General features: G+C 61.7%; 13 protein-coding genes and 1 tRNA gene. 6 read left to right on the top strand and 8 right to left on the bottom strand.

The genetic code is table 11. From position 1 onward, the window contains the following. Genes B4589_RS12655 through B4589_RS12665 form a run of 3 tightly spaced genes read right to left on the bottom strand, consistent with a single transcriptional unit; the run spans position 1 to position 3,632 of the window. A complete protein-coding gene (locus B4589_RS12655; RefSeq protein ID WP_176330527.1) occupies positions 1-987 on the bottom strand; it encodes an ABC transporter permease in 987 nt (328 codons plus the stop codon). After that, positions 984-1,940: an ABC transporter permease gene (locus B4589_RS12660; RefSeq protein ID WP_079234609.1), complete on the bottom strand. Its 957-nt coding sequence runs from the start codon at positions 1,938-1,940 to the stop codon at positions 984-986. Before B4589_RS12660 ends, B4589_RS12655 begins: the two co-directional genes overlap by 4 nt. Positions 1,941-1,943: 3 nt before the next feature. Next, positions 1,944-3,632 (bottom strand): ABC transporter substrate-binding protein, encoded by a 1,689-nt coding sequence (locus B4589_RS12665; RefSeq protein ID WP_079234610.1) that lies wholly within the window; start codon positions 3,630-3,632, stop codon positions 1,944-1,946. Between the two features lie 99 nt (positions 3,633-3,731). On the opposite strand from B4589_RS12665, the gene B4589_RS12670 reads away from it, so the two are divergent. After that, positions 3,732-4,415, top strand: a complete 684-nt coding sequence (locus B4589_RS12670; protein WP_079234611.1) for a helix-turn-helix domain-containing protein — start codon at positions 3,732-3,734, stop codon at positions 4,413-4,415. A gap of 20 nt (positions 4,416-4,435) precedes the next feature. On the opposite strand, the gene B4589_RS12675 is transcribed toward B4589_RS12670, so the two are convergent. From B4589_RS12675 to B4589_RS12685, 3 genes are all read right to left on the bottom strand, one after another. After that, on the bottom strand, positions 4,436-4,870 hold the full coding sequence (locus tag B4589_RS12675; RefSeq protein ID WP_079234612.1) for a universal stress protein: 435 nt from the start codon (positions 4,868-4,870) through the stop codon (positions 4,436-4,438). 433 nt (positions 4,871-5,303) lie between these two features. Then, positions 5,304-6,665 carry a M28 family peptidase gene (locus tag B4589_RS12680; protein WP_079234613.1) on the bottom strand — a complete coding sequence of 454 codons (1,362 nt, stop codon included), beginning with the start codon at positions 6,663-6,665 and terminating at the stop codon, positions 5,304-5,306. 102 nt (positions 6,666-6,767) lie between these two features. Next, a complete protein-coding gene (locus B4589_RS12685; protein ID WP_079234614.1) occupies positions 6,768-7,361 on the bottom strand; it encodes a DJ-1/PfpI family protein in 594 nt (197 codons plus the stop codon). Between the two features lie 221 nt (positions 7,362-7,582). On the opposite strand from B4589_RS12685, the gene B4589_RS12690 reads away from it, so the two are divergent. Together B4589_RS12690 and B4589_RS12695 are read left to right on the top strand one after the other, a co-directional pair. After that, on the top strand, positions 7,583-8,404 hold the full coding sequence (locus B4589_RS12690; RefSeq protein ID WP_079234615.1) for a class I fructose-bisphosphate aldolase: 822 nt from the start codon (positions 7,583-7,585) through the stop codon (positions 8,402-8,404). Continuing rightward, positions 8,404-9,261 carry a class 1 fructose-bisphosphatase gene (locus tag B4589_RS12695; protein ID WP_079234616.1) on the top strand — a complete coding sequence of 286 codons (858 nt, stop codon included), beginning with the start codon at positions 8,404-8,406 and terminating at the stop codon, positions 9,259-9,261. The genes B4589_RS12690 and B4589_RS12695 overlap by 1 nt, the downstream gene beginning before the upstream one ends. Positions 9,262-9,266: 5 nt before the next feature. On the opposite strand, the gene B4589_RS12700 is transcribed toward B4589_RS12695, so the two are convergent. Then, entirely contained in the window at positions 9,267-9,833 is a 567-nt protein-coding gene (locus B4589_RS12700; RefSeq protein WP_079234617.1) for a DUF6149 family protein, read from the bottom strand. A gap of 85 nt (positions 9,834-9,918) precedes the next feature. Here B4589_RS12700 and B4589_RS12705 point away from each other — a divergent pair. After that, positions 9,919-10,003 (top strand) — tRNA-Leu (locus B4589_RS12705). Between the two features lie 47 nt (positions 10,004-10,050). Continuing rightward, positions 10,051-11,145 (top strand): site-specific integrase, encoded by a 1,095-nt coding sequence (locus tag B4589_RS12710; protein ID WP_079234618.1) that lies wholly within the window; start codon positions 10,051-10,053, stop codon positions 11,143-11,145. 8 nt (positions 11,146-11,153) lie between these two features. On the opposite strand, the gene B4589_RS12715 is transcribed toward B4589_RS12710, so the two are convergent. Then, positions 11,154-12,212 (bottom strand): hypothetical protein, encoded by a 1,059-nt coding sequence (locus tag B4589_RS12715; RefSeq protein ID WP_143414343.1) that lies wholly within the window; start codon positions 12,210-12,212, stop codon positions 11,154-11,156. A 191-nt stretch (positions 12,213-12,403) separates the two neighbouring features. On the opposite strand from B4589_RS12715, the gene B4589_RS12720 reads away from it, so the two are divergent. After that, on the top strand, positions 12,404-15,898 hold the full coding sequence (locus B4589_RS12720; RefSeq protein WP_079234619.1) for an Eco57I restriction-modification methylase domain-containing protein: 3,495 nt from the start codon (positions 12,404-12,406) through the stop codon (positions 15,896-15,898). Positions 15,899-16,285: the final 387 nt, after the last annotated feature.

Genomic DNA, 16,285 nt, shown 5'->3' on the forward strand with positions numbered 1-16,285 from the left:
TCAGTTCACCTCCTGCTCCGAGATGTCGAACGCGTCGCGCAGCCCGTCGCCCAGCGTGTTGAACGCGAGCACGGTGACCATGATCGCCAGCCCGGGCATCACGGAGATCCACCAGGCCCGCGAGATGAACTGCCGACCGTCGGAGATCAGCAGCCCCCAGGTCGGCGTCGTGGGTTTGACGCCCAGCCCGAGGAAGGAGAGCCCCGCCTCGGCGAGGATGGCGAAGGGGATCATCAGCGTCGCCTGGACGATCAGCGGCGCGACCGCGTTGGGGAGCATCTCCTTGAACATGATGCGGAGGTCGTTCATCCCGACCGCGCGGGCAGCAGTGATGTACTCCTCCTCGCGTATCGACAGCACTTCGCCGCGGATGATCCGCGCGAAGTCGTCGATGAAGGCGATCCCGATCGCGATCACGACGTTGGTGACGCCGAGCCCGCCCATCACTGCGATGATCCCCACCCCCAAGATGATCTCGGGGAACGCCCACTGGAAGTCGACGTAGCGCATCACGACGCTGTCGACCCAGCCGCCGTAGAAGCCGGCGAGGATCCCCAGCGTCGTGCCGACGGTAAAGGCGAACGCGACGGTCGCGAGCGCGACCAGTAGCGAGACGCGCGCCCCGAAGATGATTCGGGTGAGGATGTCGTGGCCGAAGGAGTCGGTGCCCAGGTAGTGGGTGACCGTCTCCATCTCGCCGTCGCCGTCGAAGTCGCCGGTCGACTCGCTCATCGGCTCCTGCATGAAGCCGAACTGCTCCTCGGGGCCGTGGGGCGCGACGAACGGCGCGAACGCCGCCACGATCACCAGCAGCACGATCGCGACCGCGCCGGCGAGCGCGAGCTTGTTCGCCCACAGCGCCTCGGCGATCCGGGTGCCGGTGGATTTGTGCTCCTCGACGGCCTCCTCGATCTCGTACTCGGGGGGGACTTCGCCGACGCCGAACTCGCCCTCGTTGCGGGCGTACGACGGTGCGTCGTCGCTCATGTCCCCTCACCCCCGTACTGGACGCGCGGGTCGATAGCTGTGTAGGCGATGTCGACGATGAGATTCATGAACACGAATATACCGGAGATCAGTAGGATGGTGACCTGGGTCACCGGGTAGTTCCGCTCCAGGATGGAGTTGACCAGCAGCCGACCCAGCCCCTGGATGCCGAACACGATCTCGACCGTGACCGTGCCGCCGAGCACCAGCGCGAGCTGGATCCCCGCGATCGTCACCACCGGCATCAGGGCGTTCTGGAGCGCGTGCTTGTACAGCCGCACGTCGCTTTTCACGCCCTTCGCCAGCGCGGTTCGCATGTACTGTTCGTCCAGCGTCTCGATCAGCGACGAGCGCATCATCCGGGTGACGCCGGCGGCGTACGGCAGGCCGACGGCGATCCCCGGCAGCGTGATGCTCTTGAGCCACGGCACCACCCCCTCCGAGAGCGGCGTGTAGCCGACGACGGGGAACCAGCCCAGCCAGACGCCGAACACGATCGCCAGCAGGATCCCGACGAAGAAGGCGGGCATCGAGATCCCCAGGAACGCGGCGATCGTCGCGGCGTAGTCGGCGGGCTGGTTCCGCCGGGTCGCGCCCACGACACCGGCCGGGATCGACACCGCGAGCCCGATCAGCACGCCGAACAGCGCGATCGAGAGCGTTCGCGGCGCCGCCTGGGCGATCAGCGAACCCACTTCCGCACCGGAGCTGATGCTGGTTCCGAAGTCGCCGACGAACATCCCGGCTAGCCAGTCGACGTACTGGACCGGGAGCGGCTCGTCGAGCCCCAGCTCACGGCGGAGCGACGCGACGGCCTGTGGCGTCGCTTCCTGCCCGAGCATCGCGCGGACCGGGCCGCCGGGGATCGACCGCAGCCCTAGGAACACGGTCGTCGCCACCAGCCACATGACGAACAGGGCGTGGGCGACGCGTTTCGCGATGTATCGCCACATCGATTACTCGTCGAGGTACACCGTGTGGAAGTAGCGCAGGCCGGGGATGTGCTGGAACCCCTGGACGTTGGTCCTGACGCCAGCGATGTCGTCCTGGTGGTGGAGGTACGCGTGGGGGACGTCCTGGATGAGGTGGTCCTCGAGCTCCCAGAGCACGTCGCGGCGCTCGTCGCGGTTCATCGTTGCGCGCTGCTCGGCCAGGAGATCGTGGGCCGTCTCGGACTCGTAGTCGACCCAGTTCCAGACGCCGCCCTCGTCGGGCAGGCGGTAGAAGTTCCAGAGCGACTGCTCGGGGTCGGGGTCGATCACGCTGCCGGAGATGGTCGTGTCGTAATCCCCCTCCTCGTAGCGGGTCCAGTACGTCGAGGACGTGACCTGTTCGATGCTCACGTCGAAGCCGGCGTTGTTGAGCTGGTTCCGCATCGCCTCGGCGGCGCGGAGGTTGCCGGAGTTGGCGAGGATCGAGAAGCTGGCGCCGTCGGCGCCGGCGTCCTGAATCAGCTCCTGTCCCTCCTCGGGGGCGTACTGCTGGTCGCTTGGCTTCTCACCCTCCTCGCGCCAGACCCACGCTGTCCCCTTGTTGAGGACGCCGGTGTCGGCGAGCGCGTTGCCAAAGAACGCCGAGTCGACGAACGCCTGGTTGTCGATCACCTTCGCGATGCCGCGGCGGACCTGTCGGTCGCCGAACGGCTCGCGGTTCTGGTTCATCGCGAACCCGGTCCAGTTGATGCCCGGCTTGGAGTCGACCTCCGCCTCCTGGGAGTCCTCGATCTGCTGGAGGTTCTGGAGCGGGAGCATGTTCGCGAAGTCGATGTCGCCGGCCCGGAGCGCGTTGACGATCGACGCCGGCTCGGGGATCGGCTGCACGTCGATCCCGTCGAGGTAGGGGAGCTGGTTCCCGTTCTCGTCGGTCTCGAAGTAGTCGTCGTACGCGTCGAGGGTCACGCCGCTGCCGACCTGGTGTTCGGTGACTTCGAACGGGCCGGTGCCGACCGGCGTGACGCCGTACTGGTCGGCGCCCATCTCCTCGATCGCGGTCTGGTTCACGATCGTCGCCGCGCGGCCCGGGCCGCGAGTCAGGTAGATCAGCGCGACCGCGTTGGGGTCCTCGAACCGGATGGTGACCTCGTAGTCGCCGACGACCTCGACGCCGCCCTCGTCGACCGGCTGGAGCGTCGAGAGCTTCGAGGCGGCGGGCGCACCCTCCTCGATGGTGCGGTTGATCGTGTACCGGACGTCCTCGGCGGTGAACTCCTCGCCGTTGTGGAACGTCACGTCGTCGCGGAGCTGGAACGTGAACGTCGCGCCGTCGTCCTCGACGGTCCAGTCCTCCGCCAGGTCGCCCCTGACCGTGAGGTCCGGCTTCAGGGTCGTCAGGCCGCTGAACACGTTGGCAGAGAGCTGGAAGTACTGCCCGACGCTGATGTACGGGGGATCCATCTGCTCGATCGCACCGGTGAACCAGCCGGCCTGCAGTCGCCCGCCGAACTGGTCCTCCGGCGGCGGCGTCGCGGTGGCGCTCGCCGTGCCGTCGCCCCCGCTCTCCCCGTCGGTCTCGGTCTCGGTGCCGTCGCCGCCGGTACAGCCGGCCATCCCGCCGAGCCCGGCCGCCCCCAGCAGCGAAACCACGGTCCGCCTGTCTATCTTCGGCCCACTCAGTTCCTCTTCGGTCCACTCCGTATCGGATGCCATTGTCGTGTGTGTATCTTTACCACGTCCCCATGAGTCTCACCCCAAATATATCCGGCAGTCGCCGAAAGCCGCTTCCCCGTCGACCTCCGAGGCTCCACCATGCGCGAAGTCGTGCTCCGGATCCGCCACCGGGGCGAGCCCGAACAGACGGTGTCGGCTGAGTTCCCCGAGGTGACGATGCGGTCGGTGTCGTCGATGACCGGGCGGGGGGATATCCGCCGGCGCATCATCGAACTCGTCGGCGACGCCGACTCGATCCCCCCGTTCATCGAACAGTTCCGCGACACCGAACCCATCCTCGAAGCCGAACCGCTGTCCGCGCTCGGCGGGGAGCGAGTGTACGTCTCGATGGCGGTCGACGTGACCGAGTGGGACAGCATCTCCGAACGGCTCTCGGACATGGGGATCCACCACCGGATGGGGACAACGATCTCGGGCGGCTGGGAGCGCTGGACGATCTACCTCGAGGATCCCGAGCGGCTCAACGAGATCATCGGGCGGATCGAGGCGGGGGACAACGACGTCCGGCTCGAACGGAACGTGGAGCTGAGCCAGCTCACGATGGAGCCACAGCTCGACGCCTCGAAGCTGTTGACGGTGCTCACCCCCCGGCAGCGGGACGCGCTCCGGGCCGCCATCGAGGCGGGCTACTACGGCATCGACCACGAGACGACCGTCGAGGAGATCGCCGAGGAGCTCGGCGTCTCACGCACGACGGCGTGGGAACACCTGGTCCGCGCGGAGGCGAAGGTGATGGAGGAGATCGGCGGCCACCTCTACTGACGGTCGGCGAACGGCGGCGCTCAGCGGACGACCGTCACCGGACAGGGAGCGCGACGGACGACTTTCTCGGCGACGCTCCCGAGCAGCACGCGCGTGACGCCCGTGCGGCCGTGACTGCCGATCACGATGTGATCGATCCCCTCCTCGTCGGCGTAGTCGACGATCGCTCGCGCCGGCCGGTCGGTGACGCGGACGGTGTCGATCTCGCGGTCGTGCTCGGCAGCCCGCTCGGCGGCGTCGTCGAGAACCGCGTCCGCGCGGTCGTGAGCCTGCTCGATCCACTCGCCGGGGTAGCCGCCGGCGTCGGGCCCGGGCGCGGCGCTGTAGCCGGCCGCGATCGGGTCGACCGCGGTCAGCGCGACGAGTTCGGCGTCGGGGAACTGCTCGAACGCGTGGTCGAGCGCGGCGTCGGACTGGGGCGATCCGTCGACTGGGACGAGTACGGTTTCGGACATGGCCGGGTGGTCGGCTTCCCGCGGCGAAAAGCTACCGGCCAGTTCCCGGTCGGCGGGATGCGTTCCGCGGCGTCGACGGTCGCGCGCCGTAATCAGTACGACAGAGCCACGGCGTAGGCTCCTTGCTCGCGACCGACGCCGCGAGCGCTCGCTCGCCGTGGCTCAGTTTGACAGAGCCACGGCGTGGCTCCGTGGCTGCGTTAACGAGAACCGTCGGTTCTCGTTCGCCAACCAGAACGCGTCGCGTTCTGGTGACGACACGGAGGTCGCAGCAGGTCGTGAGCCGTGGTTCAGTATACAGAGCCACGGCATGGGTCCCGTCGTCGCGTGACGGAGCGCGCGACAGGTCACTCGCCACGATTCAGTACGACAGAGCCACGGCATGGGTTCCGTCGCCGCGACACGGAGGTCGCGGCAGGTCACTCGCCGTGGCTCAGTAGGGCCACCGCCCGCCCATCTTCAACTCCTGAGCGTACCCCTCGTCGATCGCGTCGCGGGTCTCCTCGCGGCTCCGGGACTCGACCTCGAACTCGTCCTGTGCGGCGCGGTACACCGCCTCCGTCACCAGCGTCGCCACGTCCCGGAGGTCCCGGGAGTCGAGCTTGTCCAGCGTGTCGGCGTGGGTGTGCCCCCACCCCCGGCCGGACTGGTCGGAGGTGGTGCCGGTCATCGTCGCCGGCACGCCCTCCTGGACGAACGCCCACTGGTCGCCGTGGGGCGAGATGGTGTCGCCCGTCGAGATGGGGGCGTCGAAGTCGTCGGCGACCGAGCGGAACAGCTCCCTCAGCTCGCCGAACCCGTTGGTCCCCACGCGGAGGTTCCGGGAGCTACACGCGCCGTCGAGGTTGATCACGCATTTCACGTTCGAGAGGTCGGTCGTCTCCGCGCAGTGGTACGCGCCGCGGAGGCCGATCTCCTCGGAGCCGAACGTGACGAGGCGGACGCGGCTGTCGAGATTCTCGGCGACCTGTGAAAGCAGGCGACCCACCTCGGCGACGAGCACCGAGCCGGCGCCGTTGTCGTTCGCGCCGTCGGCGATGTCGTGGGCGTCGACGTGGGCGGTCACGAGCACCTCGTCGGCATCCCCGCCCTCGTCCGGCCCCTCGGGGCCGACGGAGGCTTCGACGTTCCGGGAGGTCGCGGGCTCGTTCCGGCAGTCCACGTCGACGGTGACCTCGCAGTCGCCCTCGTCGGCGTAGCGTTCGAGGCGGGCGCCGACCTCCTTGCTCACGCCGACGGCGGGGATCGGGCCAGGGCGGTTGTTGTACCCCACCTCGCCCGTCGGCGGGAGCGCGCCCTCGATGTGGTTCCGGAACACGAACGCGACCGCGCCGTGGTCGGCGGCGTTGACGTACTTCTCCATCCGGTGGAGCCAGCGGTCGGCGTGCTCGGGCGTGTCGCTCGTCGCCATCGCGATCGCGCCGTCGAGTTCGACGGCTTTGGCCTCGAACTCCTCGTAGCTACCGTCGCCGACGTCGACGATCGATCCCGTCGCCGTGCCCGCGGGCGTGCCGGGGAGCGCGACGACCTGGTGGCTGCCCTCGTGGACGCGCTCGTGGGGCGACTCGACGGTCAGCGACGACTCGCCGCGCCACCAGCCCGGGATCTCGAACTCCTCGATCCGGGGGTGCCGGAGCCCGGCCGTCTCGAACGCGTCGCGGACGATCTCGGCGCCGGCCTCCTCGCCGGCCTGGCCGGCCATACGGTTGCCGACGTCGACGAGCTCCTCGAGCCGGTTCCACGCGAACAGGCTCGTCTGTGCGTCGCCGACGACGGCGTCGGGTAGGTGGACCATGTCCGCCCCTGTTCCGGGTACGCGGTAAACCTGTGGATAAAGGCGAAGCGAGCGACCGGCGGGAGCGAGCGGGGGACGAACTGATTCGCGAGGGCGTGTCGCTCAGTCGTCCGCGGTCACGGGCTCGGCGTGGTCGATCTCGGTCCCGAGCACGTCGAGGAACTCGGCGAGCCACTCGGGGTGGTCGGGCCACGCCTGTCCGGTGACGAGGTTGCCGTCGCGGACGGTTCCGTCGACCCACGAGCAGCCCGCGCCCTCGACCTCCGCGCGGACCGCGGGGTAGGACGTGGCCTCTCGACCCTCCAGCACGCCCGCGGCAGCGAGGATCTGCGGGCCGTGACAGAGCGCCGCGACGGGCTTGTCCTCCTCGAAGAAATGCTGCACCGTCTCGATCACCGAGTCGTACGTCCGCAGGTACTCGGGGGCGCGCCCGCCCGGGACCACCAGCGCGTCGTACTCGGCGGGGTCGACGTCCTCCAGCGTCGCGTCGACGCCGAAGTCGTGGCCGCGACTCTCCATGTACGTCTGGTCGCCTCGGAAGTCGTGGATCGCGGTCTTGACCACGTCGCCCTCGTCTTTCTCGGGACAGGCGGCGTCGACCTCGTGGCCGACCATCTCGAGCGCCTGGTACGGCACCATCACCTCGTAATCCTCCACGAAGTCGCCGACGATCTCCAGAATCTTCTTGTTTGACATGTTTCCGGGAGGACGTTGGGGCGCTGCGCTATTAGGTATTTTGTCGGTTATCCGGAGTAGTAGCGTCGTAAACCTCGAATGCGGTTTTACGTCCCACACCCACATCGGTCGCTGTGCGTTGCATTCACGGGGGAGCTCACCCCCACGGAAAGGAGTGTGCGTGGTGGGGCCCCGGTCGTGGGTTGGATAGATTTTTGTGGCGACTTGCCCGAACATCGGGTATGATCTCTGGTGCAACTGACCCCATCTCGCGCGACGGCAAACTGCTGATCCTGGCGTACGACCACGGGCTCGAACACGGCCCCGTCGACTTCGAGGCGGTGCCGGAGTCGATGAACCCCGAGCACGTGTTCGACGTGGCGACCCACGACGCCGTGACCGCCATCGCGGTCGGCAAAGGCGTCGCGGAGGCGCACTACCCCGACTACGAGGACGAGGTCAATCTGCTGGCGAAGATCAACGGCACCTCGAACCTCTGGATGGGCGAGCACGACTCCGCGGTGAACTGGAGCGTCGACTACGCCGAGGAGCTGGGCGCCGACGCGATCGGCTTCACCCTCTACGGCGGCTCGAACCACGAGGTCGAGATGGCCGAGGAGTTCCGCGACGCACAGGAGGCTGCCCGCCACCGGGACATGGGCGTCGTGATGTGGTCCTACCCGCGCGGGCAGGGCGTCAAGAACGACACCAAGCCCGGGACGATCTCCTATGCGGCCCGCCTCGGCCTCGAACTCGGCGCCGACGTGGCGAAGATCAAGTACCCCGGCGACCCCGAGGCGATGGCCCACGCCTGCGACGCCGCGGCGTCGACGGACGTGGTGATGTCCGGCGGCTCCAAGGCCTCCGACGAGGCGTTCCTCTCGACGGTGAAGGAGGCGATGGACGCCGGCGCGAAAGGGCTCGCGGTCGGCCGGAACGTGTTCCAGCGTGAGAACCCCGAGGCGCTGCTCGACGGGCTGGAGAAGATCATCTTCGAGGAGAGCTCCGTCGAGGAGGCGCTGGCCGCCGTCGAGGGGAACGGCGAGCAGGCCACACTCGACTGATGACGGACACCGTCGACGACGTCCTGGAGACGGTCGCGGCGGTCGCGCCAGACGTGCGCGACGGGCTCCCGGGCCGCCGACTCACGGAAGCGGGCGTCGAGAACCCCTCCGGGGAGACGGTCACGGCCGCGGACGTCCACGCCGACGAGCTGTTCTTCGAGGCGCTGGGCGCCATCGACGGCGTCGTCGAGTACGCGAGCGAGGAGCGCGAGGCGGTCGCCGACGTCGGTGACGGCGAGGACGGCGTCGCGATCGCGATCGACCCGCTCGACGGCTCCTCGAACCTCGCCTCCAACAACGCGATGGGGACGATCGTCGGCGTCGCCGACGACTCCCTCCCCGCGGCGGGCGAGGATCTGGTCGCGGCGGCGTACGTGCTCTACGGCCCGATCACGACGATGACCGTCGCTCAGGAGGGAACCGTCACCACGTACGTGCTCGACGGCGGCGAGACCCGCGCGGTCGAGGAGGACGTCGAACTCCCCGACGACCCCGTCGTTTACGGGTTCGGCGGCCGCGTGCCGGACTGGCCCGACGCGTTCCACGACTACGCTCGCGAGATCGAAACCGAGCTCAAACTCCGGTACGGCGGCGCGATGGTCGGCGACGTGAACCAGGTGCTGAGCTACGGCGGGGTCTTCGCCTACCCCGCACTCGAGTCGGCGCCGAACGGGAAACTCCGGCTCCAGTTCGAGGGGGCGCCGATCGCGAAGATCATTGAGGCCGCCGGCGGGGCGTCGTCGGACGGCGAGCAGTCGCTGCTGTCAGTCGAGCCGACGGAGCTCCACCAGCGTGTCCCGGTTCACGTCGGGAACGAGGAGTATATCGACCGACTGGAAGCCGCACTCGCGGACTGAGGTAGTCAGTCGTCGGCGCTGAAGTCGATGTCCTCGGCGTCGACGCCACAGGCCAGTCGGACCTCCGTCTTCTCGTCGACGACGTAGACGCCGTCGGTCAGGTTCGGTACCGCGAACGGGTAGTCACCGTTCAGGCGTCCCGGCGTCTCGGGCGTGTCCGGGAGGCCGCTGGGGGGTGCGAACTCCCCCAGCGGATTCTCGGGGGAGCAGCCGTGCCGGTCGAAAAAGTCCTCGTAGCGCTCGTAGTAGGCGTCGGCCTCCTCGGGCGGGAACTCCACCAGCTCCCCCCAGCCCTGCTGGATGAACGTCCACGAGCCCTGGATGTGAGTGATCTCGCGAGCCTGCGCCTCGGGGTACCCCTCGCGGAGCGCTTCGCGGTAGACGTCGATGGTGGCGTCGAACAGCGCCTCGAACAGTGGGCGGCGGGCCTCGGCGTCCCGTTCGCTGTGTTCGACGAAGAAGTCGGTGTGGAGGTCGACCAGCCACGAGCGCACCCAGTCCGTGACGAGCGGGATATCCAGTTCGAGCAGGACCTGTGCGGCGTAGTTTCGCCAGCTCTGGTGGAGGCGCACGGTCGTCGTTCGGAAGCGAGACGGGAGTAGCTGTGGGCCGAGGGAACGACAGTTTCTTACGGCGATTGGGGCGTAGTGAGGGTGCGCGCGGGTTGCCGAGCCAGGCCAAAGGCGTAGCGCTTAGGACGCTATCCCGTAGGGGTCCGCCGGTTCGAATCCGGTCCCGCGCATCCTCTACCTCCCGTTTTCGGCTTGTCCAACAACGACAAGACCCCAAATGAACCTCGATAAGCCGAATACGCTGGAACGCTGTCCCGGTTTCGATTCGGATATGATGGAGCCGAACAGAACGATTACAATCGTCCGTAAGGGTCAACGCGACTTCCTCACCGATAAGGGCGCCGTGGACTACTACGAGTACCGCAAGCCCTTCCTCACATACCTACTCCGGATGGGGAAAGACCCAGACAAAGCGAAGGGGTACTCTCCCTACACCGTCTGCCAGACGGGACACAGGACGGCACGCTTCGACTTGTGGATGTGGGAGAACCGTGGGGGCTACAAAGCTCCACCTGACCAAGAGGACGCACGCGCCTACATGGAGGAAGTCGCGTTCCGTGACGTGACGGAATCCACGAAGGGCAAAATCCTCGGTGCGCTCGGACGCTACTCGAAGTGGCTTCAGCACAAGTACAACCGCGACGAGTGGGAGTTCAGTTGGAACTTCCAGTCTGGCGGAGGAAACAACGGTCCCCGTGACTATCTGACCAAACCGGAACGTCGCAAGATTCGACAGGCTGCGCTCGGGAAGGACGGCACTCCCAATTACGGGACTGACGCCGACCTTCTCGAAGCCGACCCGGACAGTTGGAAATTCACGTCTCTCGTCTGGACGAGCCTCGACGCCGGCCTACGTCCGGTGGAAGTTGGGAACGCTCGCGTAAGCTGGTGTGAAGCCGAGAACGCCCTGTTACGCATCCCGAGAGAGGACTCTGCGAAGAACGAGGGGAACTGGACGGTGGGTATCACCGACCGCACAGCGACCGCGTTAGAGCGGTGGATAGACGAACGAGCTGACCATCCGAGATACGAGGATACGGACAAACTCTGGCTCACTCGGCATGGGAATCGCTACGGTTCAAACGAACTCAGTCGGATACTCAAAGACCTGTGCGACCGGGCGGAGATTAGCCACGAGAACCGCCAGATGTCGTGGTATGCAATCCGCCACTCGGTCGGGACTCACATGACCAAGGAGCGAGACCTTGCTGCTACACAGGCCCAGTTACGTCACGAGTCGGTGAAGACTACTCTCAAGTACGACAACGTCCCGGTTGAAGACCGGCGCGACGCACTCGATAAAATGGGTTGAGGAGATATTTAAACGACAAATTCAGACATTTCCCTGAGTTTCTGCTCAAATAGCATATTAGATAATCTTTCTTCATAATTATCCTCGTTCAATAGAGCAACGTTTGACGAGTCTGCAAGACGGTGTAAGTCTTCATACTGCTCCTCCGAAAGACCCCTCACTACCGTAATCAGTTGTAAGTCTGCTTGTTCAGCATAATCTTTCGGCTTGCGTATGAGTTCTGACCGAAGTTCACCTGAGTCTTTGCTGACAGACGGACTTTCGTCAACTGCATCATTGTCCTCTTGCGAATAATCCTTTACTTCAATGGCATATCCAGTTCCCATCCCCCCGAGTGGTAGGGCAACTGCGTCAAAATCAGGATTATCTCCAACATCCACCTGAATACGCACATTTTCAAGTGCGATTCCAGTTAACTCGCACACAGAATCGAATACCTCGTCCTCAAAGTCATTATTTTCCTCGTCAAGATACCAGTCGGTTATATTCGAACTTTCCTTAACTTTTTTATCGAAATATTCATGGACTATCTCTCCATCATATGTCAGTTCTTTCGCCTCCGCATAATCTCCAACATATGTGGAAATTTCGTGTATTTCGTTTGCAAAGAACCCGATAAATGACTCACCATCTTCGGATGTTTTAGCTAAAATACTTATTTTGAATTTGTCTGAACGTTCTTCAGACCGTCTGTGCGGGGGTTTATCGCGTTCATCCATAACAAACAGTAGAACAGGATGCTCTGTCTGTTCTCCTGTATATTTTGTAGTGTTACCAGCAGACTGAGGGTGACGTGAAGGGAATCCTACCCTTATCTGTTCTTCAGCAAACAGCACATCTTGTGCAACGGTAGAAACAGGTTCCCCGAATTCCTCTAATTCTTTTCCAATCTGTTCCCGTTGCTCCCTCACCAACTTCCTGACTTTTTTGTTAAATTCTTCTTGAGGGCTTATTTCTTGGAAATCTGACTCATTCTTCTCAATCACTCTAGAATAAAAGAAGTCTTTGGGAACCTGTTCTGCATGTCTTCCAGTCGTAGGGACAATCTGAATCTGGTCGAAGTACATTTGTGACTAATCCGTCACTCCTACCGTATTAACGTAACCCTCGGGAACCAGATTCTAATTGGCTAATCAACATTTCCTAATTTCTCAGGAGTTAGCTCTATCAGAGCAGGACGTTTGGTCTCGATAAGGCCGCCACCGCCACTCTGGCTTTCCGGTGGAATTTATCACACTTGACGAAGAAACCGAGTGTAATGTCGACTATCTCGCTGGAAGACCTCCACGAGGCCTTTGTTACTCTTCATGAAGAGGTCAGACAGGAAGGGAGCGAGTTCGACTTCCGTTACAGTCTGGTAGACCACCTCTTCACCGATGCGCTGGGATGGTCGCGTACAGTCGGGGAAGGTCACGTCAACTTCGAAGACGAGCGCAAGGACGTGCTGTGTTACGATGATAGTGACCCACCGTTCCCGGTTATCGTTTGCGAGACGAAGCGACCCTCTCACGACCTTGGTCTTGATGACGTAGAACAATTGAGGACCTACATGAACGGGGTCGGGAGTGCCGATTACGGTATCCTGACGAACGGTCATGAGTTCCGTCTATACGACTACGATGGGGATAATAGAGAACTAAGCGTTATCGACGGCTTTGAGATTGCGACCGTCGCTGAGGCGGAATTTGAAGCCCTATCAGAGAGTCAGCGAACCGCACTTGACGAGTTAGAACGTCTCCATCACAGCCGATTTGTTGACCTCGGAGACGCCGAGTATTTCCGGAGGACATATCAGGAAGTTCCTGTCCAATATCAGCCCGGCACAGAAGACGAAGGGTATGAACTGTTCTTAGATGCTATCAAAGATTCACTTGATGCTCTAACCGACATACTCAAGCGGTTTTTCGAGGACTACCGTGACCGCCCGGAAGACTCCTATCCTCGTTCTTTCCTCGACTCGACGTTCCCGGACTGGAAGGAGTGGCGAGAATACACGGGCCAAAGTGGGAACGCGAAGGAAGCGTTCTGCCGGGAAACTGCCTACATCATGTTGAACCGGGCGCTGTTCGCTCGGATTGCGGAAGACAAGGAGATTGTAGGGCATACACGAATCTCGTCACGGGGGATGGCCGATGCCTTGGACCATGATGACCGCCCTTATCTCGACGCCCTGATGGACACCTACGACGATATTGACGACCACTATCCAGACCTCTACGAACTGGGGATTTTCGATTGGTGGTGGGTCAGCCGCGATAAGCGCCAGCAGTTCGATGACAAGGAAGAACGCGCTCAGGAAAGTCTGGAAGATGACCTCAATCATACTCTCGGAACCGTTCTAAAGCGTCTGAACCGTTTCGACTTTGAGTATGTGAATCGTGACATCCTCGGTCACGTTTACGAAGACTACCTCCCCAAGAAGGAACGCAAGGAACTGGGCGAATACTACACACCAATAGAAGTCGTCCAGTTCATGCTGGATTCCGTAGACTATCGACCCGGCGAAGACCTCGGCCAAAAGCAGGTACTCGACCCGGCTTGTGGGAGCGGAACGTTCCTTACCGAAGTCACGGAGCGGCTCATCACCCACTACGTCGAGAAGTTCAATAAAACAAGCGTCAGGAAGTTGGACTCCGACGAGGCTCGCACGATTCTCGAAAGGGTTGAGGAGAACGTCTATGGAATCGACATCAACCCCTTCGCGGCACACATCACGCAAATCAATCTCCTGTTCCGCACTATCGACCTCTACGACAAGGTAACTGAACAGAATCCCAACTACACGATGGACGGGTTCGAGATTCACGTCGCAGACACGCTTTCACCAACGCTTCTGGAGAAGCAGGGCGGAACAACTGAAGAGGAGGGCGAACAGTCGTCACTTGAGCAGTTCGCAGGGTACAACGGACGGGCGAAGTCGTTCATCGAAGACCGGAACGAGGTAGACCACATCAAAGATGAAGAGGAGTTTGACGTAGTGGTTGCGAATCCTCCCTACGTCCGTATCCAAAACCTACGCGGTGTGAAAGACGAATACTCTGCACGCTATGCGACGGCCATCAAGAACTTCGACATCTACGTACCGTTCATTGAGCGGGGGATAGAGTGGCTAACTGACGACGGCAAACTCACGTACATCTGCCCGAACCGTCTGTTCACTAACGATTACGCACAGAAGATTCGTGACCGGCTGACCGAGGAACCGATTACGCAATTACTGGATTTCAAAGATACCGAGGTGTTTGATGCCGCCACACCCTACCCATGTATCATTTCTGTCGATAAAACCAAGACTGTTGATGGCAACTCAGTAGAGGTTGGGAGGTTTGCAGATGAAAGAGAGGGGGTTCTTGACGAAATCTATCATCTGGACCAATGGAAAACCCCCGAGGAAGTAGACGAGTACGACCTGTTTGAATATCCCCAGTGTAGTCTCCGGGAGGACAACCATGACGATTACTTGACTTCTTGGAAACCGATGCCCGAAAGCGAAAAGCAGGTTTTCGACTTACTCAAACAATCCGCAGACTCTCGACTTCAGGAAGTAGCAAAAGAGGTCTTCGTGGGGATTCAGACGAGTGCGAATCCCGTTTATCTCGGCTACGTTGAGGGGAACCCGAATCAAGACGTAGTCCAATTTAGAGCAAAAGGCGATGAGGATGCGATGCCAGTAGAGAGAGGTATCCTTCGGCGGCTCCTTCGCGGTCCTGAGATAGACCGCTGGGGTGTAAACTGGGAAGGTCTTTGGCTTGTTTTCCCGTACGAGGTTGCGAGCGGTGACGCGGAGGTGATGACGAAAGAGACTCTTCAAGAGGACTTCCCCAATACGTGGGACTTCTTCAAATCGCATGAAGACTATCTCAAAGACCGGAGTATGCAGAACGACACCCAATGGTGGGCATTTGGTCGCCGTCAAAATGTCGAAAAAATGGAGCCAGATAAAATCATGACGAACATTATGAGTAGTTACAATCGGTTTGTAGCTGACACCGACGGCGAGTATTATTTCGTCGGTGGGGGAAATGCAGGCGGTTACGGCATCCAATTGAGAGGAGAGTATGCCCCGGATTCCGAAGACCTACTCTACTACGTTGCTCTGCTCAACTCACGAGTTCTGGAGTTCTTCCACAAACACATCGCCCCCATCTTTGGGGGGAAATATTACTCCTACAATAAACGGTATCTCGAACCACACCCCATCGTTCTTCCCGAGAACGCACCAGACTCCGAAATCGAAACGAAGGCTAAAGGAATCAAAGCCAAGCGCGAAGAAAGGACGGACCTCCAATATCGAACATCAGACGTTCGTAACTATTTAGAGGAGTACGAGTGCGACAGTACGATTCTCGACATCGTAGCCTCCACCAGTCTTGATGATGACGACTACCGACAGGGTCCAATTCGCACCAACGACAAGATGGAGGTCAGTTCCGAGAAAGTCTATCAGGTCGTGATGAAGCGAGGACACGCACTTGAGTTCGAGAGTGAATCCGTCCGTGACTTCGTCTTCGAACTACTGACGGCACAGGACAAGCGCCTCGGTCGGATGGAAATTCTAAATATGGACGTTCCGACTCGTGACGACGTACTGGCCCTCATGGACGAATACGAGTCTGACGAAGCTCGAATCAAGGAACTCGAAAGAGAGGCCGAAGAGCTGCAGGCCGAACTGGACGATATGATTCTCCGTGACGTGTACGACCTCGATGACGAAGAAGTAGAAGTCGTTGATGAATTCTTAGAGGTCTGGTAAATCGGCAAGGAAAGCAGCGATAAGGTCGCCGGGGTGATTTCCGTGATGCTGTGAGGTTCTAATTCTCCGCTGTTTTCATCAGCGCCCTTATCGCTGTCAACAGCTGTCTACTCCTACATTGTGGCCGTGAACGACCGCCGGAATCGCACCGGTATGGTCGTCAGCGCGACCCAGAGCGGTGCGGGGCGGTCTGCTGGGCTGTCTGCCGCTGGACCTTATCGGTGCTAACATCGCAGTATTGGCTGTTTGCTGCCCCCGTATTGCAGTAGCCAGTTGTTGCTTTGACAGTAGCCCTCTCAGGGGTGGACTGGAACATCAATTTGCTCATCAGTTCGTCGTGTGTAACCAACGGGGTTTAACACTACTTCTCCTCAATATATACATTAC

It is taken from the genome of Halolamina sp. CBA1230, from assembly GCF_002025255.2.
Lineage (GTDB): Archaea > Halobacteriota > Halobacteria > Halobacteriales > Haloferacaceae > Halolamina.

Bases quoted from the DNA above. Each gene is read 5' to 3' on its own strand.
- B4589_RS12660 (WP_079234609.1), bottom strand. From the start codon at position 1,940: ATGTGGCGATACATCGCGAAACGCGTCGCCCACGCCCTGTTCGTCATG.
- B4589_RS12685 (WP_079234614.1), bottom strand. From the start codon at position 7,361: ATGTCAAACAAGAAGATTCTGGAGATCGTCGGCGACTTCGTGGAGGAT.
- B4589_RS12655 (WP_176330527.1), bottom strand. From the start codon at position 987: ATGAGCGACGACGCACCGTCGTACGCCCGCAACGAGGGCGAGTTCGGC.
- B4589_RS12690 (WP_079234615.1), top strand. From the start codon at position 7,583: ATGATCTCTGGTGCAACTGACCCCATCTCGCGCGACGGCAAACTGCTG.
- B4589_RS12670 (WP_079234611.1), top strand. From the start codon at position 3,732: ATGCGCGAAGTCGTGCTCCGGATCCGCCACCGGGGCGAGCCCGAACAG.
- B4589_RS12675 (WP_079234612.1), bottom strand. From the start codon at position 4,870: ATGTCCGAAACCGTACTCGTCCCAGTCGACGGATCGCCCCAGTCCGAC.
- B4589_RS12715 (WP_143414343.1), bottom strand. From the start codon at position 12,212: ATGTACTTCGACCAGATTCAGATTGTCCCTACGACTGGAAGACATGCA.
- B4589_RS12665 (WP_079234610.1), bottom strand. From the start codon at position 3,632: ATGGCATCCGATACGGAGTGGACCGAAGAGGAACTGAGTGGGCCGAAG.
- B4589_RS12720 (WP_079234619.1), top strand. From the start codon at position 12,404: ATGTCGACTATCTCGCTGGAAGACCTCCACGAGGCCTTTGTTACTCTT.
- B4589_RS12695 (WP_079234616.1), top strand. From the start codon at position 8,404: ATGACGGACACCGTCGACGACGTCCTGGAGACGGTCGCGGCGGTCGCG.
- B4589_RS12710 (WP_079234618.1), top strand. From the start codon at position 10,051: ATGAACCTCGATAAGCCGAATACGCTGGAACGCTGTCCCGGTTTCGAT.
- B4589_RS12680 (WP_079234613.1), bottom strand. From the start codon at position 6,665: ATGGTCCACCTACCCGACGCCGTCGTCGGCGACGCACAGACGAGCCTG.